Below are 6998 nucleotides of genomic sequence, written 5' to 3'. Positions count from 1 at the left end.
GCGGGGACGGGCTGCGTATGCTCTTCGATCCTCAAGCATCCCCCGCCCGACCCGCCATGACCAGCAAGCCACCCCGCGACGAAACTCCTTCCCGCACGCCCGACGCGCCGCGCGATCCGCAGCGGCGACGCCTGCTCGGCGGGCTGGCGGTAGCCGGTGCCGGCCTTGCACTCGGCGGCGAGGCGGCGCGCGCGGCGATGGCCGCGGCACCGACCGGGGCAGCAGTCGTCGACGACACCGCGATGGACACGCTGCTGCGCGAGCACATCGACCACGTGGTGGTGCTGTTTGCGGAGAACCGCAGCTTCAACAACCTGTTCGCCGGCTTCCCGGGCCTGGCCGAGCCACTGGAGGCGCTGGCGCCGGAACGCGCCGTGCAGATGGATCGCGACGGCACGCCGCTGAAGACCCTGCCGCCGATCTGGCACGGCCTGGTGCCGCACGCGCAGACGGTCAACCACCGCACCTATCACGTGCGCGAAGCCGACCTCACCGGCCTGCCCAACGCGCCGTTCGCACTGCACACGCCGGACGGCGAACCACTGCCGCAGGGCGTGGTGACCCGCGACCTGATCCATGCGTTCTACCAGAACCAGATGCAGATCAATGGCGGCCGCAACGACGGCTTCGTCGCGTGGGGCGACTCCGGCGCGCTGGTGATGGGCCACTACGGCGACAACGCGGTGAACCTGCGGCTGTGGCGCCTGGCCGAGCAGTACACGCTGTGCGACCGCTTCTTCATGGGCGCCTTCGGCGGTTCGTTCCTCAACCACCAGTACCTGGTCGCCGCGCAGCCGCCGTTCTACCCGCACGCGGACACCAGTCCGGCGCAATACAACATCGCGGTCACCGAAAGCGGTCGCGTCGACGATCCACGCCTGAAGCTCGCGCACGACTCGCCGGCCAGCGCGATGGACGGCAAGCCGAAGTTCGAGGGGCGCTCCACGCTGACCCCGGACTTCCATGCCGTGAACACCATCGGCCCCGCCTACGCGCCGGCGTTCACCCAGGATCCCACCGATCCGACCCGTGCCGACCCGGCCAGCCCGAACACCCTGCCGCCGCAGCACCACAAGCACATCGGCGACATGCTCTCGGCGAAGGGCATCGACTGGGCCTGGTATGCCGGCGCGTTCCAGGCCGCGCTGGACGGCCACGGCGACGGCCCCGAGGGCGAGTTCCCCGACCGGCCGAACTTCCAGGTGCACCACCAGCCGTTCAACTACTTCGCTTCGCTGGCTCCCGGCACCGCGGCACGCAGGCAGCACCTGCGCGACGGCGGCCTGGGCGAGACGGCCCCGGGCAACCGGTTCATCGCCGATGCGCTGGCCGGCAAGCTGCCGCCGGTGGCGTTCTACAAGCCGCAGGGCAACCTCAACATGCACGCCGGCTACTCCGACGTGGAGGCTGGCGACCGCCACCTCGCCCGCGTGGTACAGGCGCTGCAGAAGAGCCCGCTGTGGAAGAAGATGCTGATCGTCATCACCTTCGACGAGAACGGCGGCTGGTGGGACCACGTCGCGCCGCCGAAGGGCGACCGCTGGGGCCCGGGCACGCGCATCCCGGCGATCATCGTCTCGCCGTGGGCGAAGAGGGGCCACGTCGACCACACCACCTACGACACCGGCTCGATCGCCCGCTTCATCACCCGCCGCTTCGGGCTGGAGAAGCTGCCCGGGCTGGCGCTGCGCGAGGAAGCGATGATCGCGGCGGGCGGCCCCGCGCCGGGCGACCTCACCGCGGCACTGGATTTCAGCCACGCGAAGCGCCGCGCCTGATCCTTCGACCCCGGCGCACAGGGCGGCTCAGGACTCGCACGCCGCCACGTCGCACGTTGCCGGTCGCACACGCCGCTTCGTGTTCGCCAGGATCACCCCGGCCACGGTGACCACGCCGCCAACCAGGGTCAGCGGCCCCGGCCGCTCGCCCAGCCAGACCCAGCCGATCAACACCGCGATCGGCGGCGAGAAATAGATGAAGCTGGACACCTGCGAGGCCGAGCTGCGATGGATCGCCAAGTTCCAGGCGATGTAGCCGACGAACGTCGGCGCCACGCCGAGCCACGCCAGCGACGCGATCGCCGGCCACGGCGCGGCGACCAGCGCCTGTGGCAGGTGCGTGCCAAACGGCAACGCGCCCAGCGTGCCGGCGAAGAAGCCGAACGCGGTGACACCCAGCGCGCTGCTGCGTGCGAAGTAGGGCTTCACGCCCACGAAATAGATCGCCGAGGCCAGCACGCTGACCAATACCAGCGCCGCCATCGGCTCGAAGCGCACCTGCTTGCCGCTGGCCAGCACCACCAGCACCACGCCGACCAGCGCCACGCCAAGGCCCGCCAGCGTGCGGGCGGGCAGTCGTTCGCCCATCCACAGTGCGGACACGGCGACGGTCGCCGCCGGCACCAGCGAGATCAGGATCGATGCGGTGCCGCTGGCGATGCGCGTCTCCGCGTGATTCAGCGCCAGGTGGTAGACGGTGAAGCCGATGATCCCGAGCAGCAACAACCCGGGCCATTCGCGCCGCGCCGGCAGCGGCACGCGGCGGATGGTGAGGAACACCCCGAAGCACAGCGAGGCGATCGCCAGCCGCGCCAGCGCCACTTCGCCGGGAGTGAAGGCAGCCAACGCGTAGGCGATCGCCGCGTAGGCCGAGGACCAGGTGAGCAGGGCGATGCCGACCAGCGCCAGGGCGCGGGCGTCGAGTCGTTCGGGGCTAGCCATGGTGAACAGATCCGGGGACGGGGAAGTGCGCATGCTAGTGAGCGGCCCCGTTGCCATGAATAATGGATCGACGGGGCCAGCCGCTCCGCGCCATCGAATCAATGATTCTTCAGGGAGAGCTACCGTGGATTCCAAACCCGATATCGATGCCAAGGACTGGCAACTGCTCGAAGCGCTGCAGGCCGACGCGCGTCTGGGCTATGCCGAGCTGGGGCGGCTGGTGCACCTGTCGGCGCCGGCGGTGGCCGAGCGGGTGCGTCGACTGGAGGAGGCCGGCGTGATCCGCGGCTACCGCGCCGTGATCGACCCCCGACGGCTGGGCTACAGCATCGACGCGATGGTGCGGCTGCGCTGCGATGGCGGCGTGTGCAAGCGCATCGGCGAGATCGTCGAGGACATTCCCGAGGTGCTCGACTGCCGGCGACTGGCCGGCGAGGACTCGGCCCTGCTGCACCTGGTGGCGATGTCCATCACCCATCTGGAAACCGTGCTCGACCGCCTGCTGAAGATCCACCCCAGCATCAGCACCACCACCCTGGTGGTACTGCAGGCACCTCACGTGAACCGCCCGATCACCCGCACGATGTGGAATGCCGCCGCCGCCCTGCCGGTGGACTAGGCTGGTCGCCCACCCTCACGGAGCACGCCATGCGCACGCTGTATCCCGAGATCACGCCGTACGCCACCGAGCACCTGCCGGTAGACGGCCTGCATACGCTTTACGTCGAGCAGTGCGGCAACCCGGACGGGTTGCCGGTGATCTTCCTGCACGGCGGGCCGGGCGCGGGACTGTCGGACTACCACCGGCGCTTCTTCGATCCGGCGCGCTACCGCATCGTGCTGTTCGACCAGCGCGGCGCCGGCCAGTCCAGGCCGTTCGCCGAACTCACCGACAACACCACCTGGCATGCGGTGGCCGACATCGAGGCGATCCGCCAGCATCTGGGCATCGAGCGCTGGGTGGTGTTCGGCGGCTCGTGGGGCTCCACGCTGGCGCTGGCCTACGCGCAGACCCACCCGGAGCGTGCGCTCGGCCTCGTGCTGCGCGGCATCTTCCTCGGCCGCGACGAGGAGCTGCGCTGGTTCAACGAAGTGGACGGCGGTGCGCGGCAGATTTTCCCCGAGCGCTGGGCGCGCTTCGTCGCGCACATTCCCGAGGCCGAACGCGACTCCATGCTCGAGGCCTACTGGCGCCGGCTCACCAGCCCGGACGAAGCCACCCGGCTGGCCGCGGCGCACGCGTGGAGCGCCTGGGAAGGCGGCGGCACCACCCTGGTGCACGACCCGGACGGCGGCGGCGACTTCGACGATCCGCACCGCGCGGTGAGCCTGGCCCTGATGGAGGCGCACTACTTCCGCCACCGCATCTTCCTGGAGCCGGACCAGCTGCTGCACGGCGTCGACCGCATCCGGCACATCCCGACGACGATCGTGCACGGCCGCTACGACATCATCTGTCCGATGAAAAGCGCCTGGGACCTGTCCCGGGCCTGGCCCGAGGCCGAGCTGCGCGTGGTGCTCGCCGGCCACAGTGCCGCCGACCCGGCGATCGTCGATGCCCTGGTCACCGCCACCGACGCGCTGGCGGATCGTTTCGGTCGTGATGGGGCGATAGCGCGACCATGAGCACCTTTGGCAGGGATTCACTATGGGCGACCCATCGCTCCAGGCGCTGATCGTACGGGCCATTGACCGGCCGGCAGCACCGCGGCCTCGGAACGGCCCAAGGCGCCTTCCCGGGACCGGGCATAGAACCTAATTGCCCCGTCCCCTTTTTCAGAGATGCATGCCTGCTCCGTTCGCAGGCTGTAGTGCCGAAGCCGCAAACGCGAACGCACCTGATCCAGCAACCGCGGCGAATTCGCCTCTGTTACACCCCCGTTTCCGCCTGCGTAACTCATACACCCCCACATTCGCCGTGTAACACCGACATCGTGGGGCGCAATCCTCGCCAATAATGTCACGCAAGCGCCTGATGACGTTTAGTAATTTGCCGCTTGTCCACCCTGTCGAGAGCCGTGCATACTCGGCGCAACACCCCGGATGTGGGGTCTACTAAGCGTTAGGCGTCGAGGGAACAATGCCGCTTTCTGAAACAATGCTCCTACAAATGCGCTCGGCCGCAATAGCAGGTGCTGGTCTATGCACTGCAATCATCCTGGTAGTCGTGCAGGCAAGCACTAAGTCGCAGTCACAACTCATTGCCTTGTGGGCAGCCTCTCTCGGCATGCCGGTATGGCTTGCAGCTTGGCAATACGTGCAGCCATACATCATCAGGGGCAGCGATTCGTACCCTCATTACAAGGCAGCCGCCGCCGGCCTTCTTGGCCTCGCCGGTATATTGGCGCTCTTTGTCGCGCTCGCCTCTCTTATTTGGCTGGTTTCGCCGTGCGCCGCCGCTAGCTTTTCCATTGCCTGTTTGGGGGCCGCATTGTTCATCAGCATGCACATTCGGTCGGTGCTAGCTTTGCCCAATCGAGGCAGCACGCCAAATGCCTAACCACTCGTTCGAGGCGGACGGCTCCGCCGCCGCTCAACTCAGGCGTTAGGCGCCACGGGAGAGTTCATGACATTTCCTGTCTTTCCAGCCGAGCTCTTGCCAGCTACATTTTCGTACCCGCCGGAGTTTCTCGCACTCGCCTCTGGACCAGCGTTGGATCTTTATCCTTGGTGGATCGTTGACGCCAAGTCTGAAGCAGGGCAGCTGATGCATCGCATAACTCTAGGCGCAGGTAAACCTCTTGTCCCATTTGCCAAGACCGATCTGTACGACGACATTGCTTGCTTCAATGCGGCAGTACCATCACCAAATCCCGAAGTCATCATGGTCTGCAGCACTCCGGAGCGGGCTTACAGTTTTTCCAACTTTGCCGCATGGCACGTACAGGCGCTCAAAGATGTCTCACAATTTTCGGCAGGTAGCGTCTAACTACTCGTTCAAGGCGGACGGCTTCGCCGCCGCTTAACTCCAGCGTTAGGGCTCATATGGACGTTTCCCCAACGATCGAAGCTAAGGTTCGCTCGACCTTTCCAGAGCAAGACGCTAGCGCGGCACTTGCCGTCCTCGCCAGCATGCCTCAGCCACCGCAAACTCCTGAGTGGGCAGTAGCACGAGAGCGCGTTCAAATCGCGGCACTTATGCTCGCTCATGCCAACATCGAGTCCCTGCGCGCTGCGATCAAGCAATCTCAGGTAGATTGGCGCGATACGCTTATGGCAGCAGGGCTTGGCAATGCCAATTGGCCGTCAGTTGCAGCAGCCGCAGGTTTCACCGTGCCACCGGGCAGCGTGTGATCCCTGACCACTCACTCAAGCGGACCCGCTGACGCGGGCCGCTTACCTCAAGCGTTAGGGCGCACTTGGTGAAATTTTCCGGAGTATTGCTGTTGCTTCTACTCGGCAGTTGCGTCGCTGCTTCCCCCTCGCATGATGAGGTCGCGCGCTCAGCATCGCCAGACGGTAGAGTCGACGCTATCGTCATTGAGTCAAATGGCGGCGCGACGACTTCGTTTTCATACGGCCTGTGCTTTGCGCCCCACGGTAGTCATTGCACCATCGCAGATTCAGTAGTCAATCTTTATGGTGCTACCAGAAACGCGCAGGCTTATGGCATCAACGCGCGCTGGGCCAACAACTCGCTTGTCAAAGTGGAGTACTTAAAAGCCCAACGAACAACCTTGGCTCGACATGCCATCGTCATCGATGGTCGCCGTGTCCAGGTTGAATTGAGCCCCGGAGTAGTTGACCCGTCCGCACCTTCTGGGGGCATGCTGTACAACCTTCACGGTCGGCCGCAAGATGCGCCCTAACCACTCGTCCAAGCGGACGCGCGTACCGCGCGCCGCTTAACTCCAGCGTTAGGCAACACAATGAATTCCTACTCGGTTCGCTGCCTTTTCCTCTGGGAACGCCGCCCGGATCAGCTCCTTGAACACCTTTACGAAGAACGCATTACCGTTTGGCAAGCACAGAGCATTGATCAAGCCATCTTGTTCGCCGAGAAGGAGGCAAAGACATATGTCGCAGATAGTGACATGCAATTTCTTGGCTTATCTCAGGGGTTCGCACTGTTTGAGTCAATCGCAGCATCCGGCGTTGAGGTTTTCTCACTTTTGCGAGAGAGTTCGTTGGCTCCAACGGAATACATAGATGCATTCTTTGAAACCGGGCACGAGCGTCAGGCAGATGACGCCTAACAAATCCGTAAGAGACTTCCGATCAACCCCGGGTGCATGACGCCTTTGCCCCAGGCTTTCGGGCCACTGCCAATCTTCATGT

At 65.2% G+C, this 6998-nt stretch carries 6 protein-coding genes; 5 read left to right on the top strand and 1 reads right to left on the bottom strand.

Features of this window, described 5'->3' with window-relative positions:
• The first annotated feature begins 56 nt into the window (after positions 1-56).
• A complete protein-coding gene (acpA, locus tag C693_RS0102160; RefSeq protein ID WP_017460606.1) occupies positions 57-1778 on the top strand; it encodes an acid phosphatase in 1722 nt (573 codons plus the stop codon).
• A 27-nt stretch (positions 1779-1805) separates the two neighbouring features.
• Here acpA and C693_RS0102155 read toward each other — a convergent pair whose 3' ends face one another.
• Positions 1806-2720 (bottom strand): DMT family transporter, encoded by a 915-nt coding sequence (locus C693_RS0102155; RefSeq protein WP_017460605.1) that lies wholly within the window; start codon positions 2718-2720, stop codon positions 1806-1808.
• A 124-nt stretch (positions 2721-2844) separates the two neighbouring features.
• On the opposite strand from C693_RS0102155, the gene C693_RS0102150 reads away from it, so the two are divergent.
• From C693_RS0102150 to C693_RS22855, 4 genes are all read left to right on the top strand, one after another.
• Positions 2845-3339: an Lrp/AsnC family transcriptional regulator gene (locus C693_RS0102150; protein WP_017460604.1), complete on the top strand. Its 495-nt coding sequence runs from the start codon at positions 2845-2847 to the stop codon at positions 3337-3339.
• 29 nt (positions 3340-3368) lie between these two features.
• The gene (gene pip / locus C693_RS0102145) at positions 3369-4346 is read left to right on the top strand and encodes a prolyl aminopeptidase (RefSeq protein ID WP_017460603.1); all 978 of its coding nucleotides are present in this window, start codon (positions 3369-3371) and stop codon (positions 4344-4346) included.
• A 940-nt stretch (positions 4347-5286) separates the two neighbouring features.
• Positions 5287-5649 carry a hypothetical protein gene (locus C693_RS23535; RefSeq protein WP_157798536.1) on the top strand — a complete coding sequence of 121 codons (363 nt, stop codon included), beginning with the start codon at positions 5287-5289 and terminating at the stop codon, positions 5647-5649.
• Positions 5650-6589: 940 nt separating this feature from the next.
• Positions 6590-6916 (top strand): hypothetical protein, encoded by a 327-nt coding sequence (locus C693_RS22855; RefSeq protein WP_017460602.1) that lies wholly within the window; start codon positions 6590-6592, stop codon positions 6914-6916.
• Positions 6917-6998 lie beyond the last annotated feature (82 nt).

The organism is Dyella ginsengisoli LA-4 (genome assembly GCF_000334915.1).
Classification (GTDB): domain Bacteria; phylum Pseudomonadota; class Gammaproteobacteria; order Xanthomonadales; family Rhodanobacteraceae; genus Dyella_A; species Dyella_A ginsengisoli_A.
This window is presented reverse-complemented; position numbering and strand designations above follow the sequence as displayed.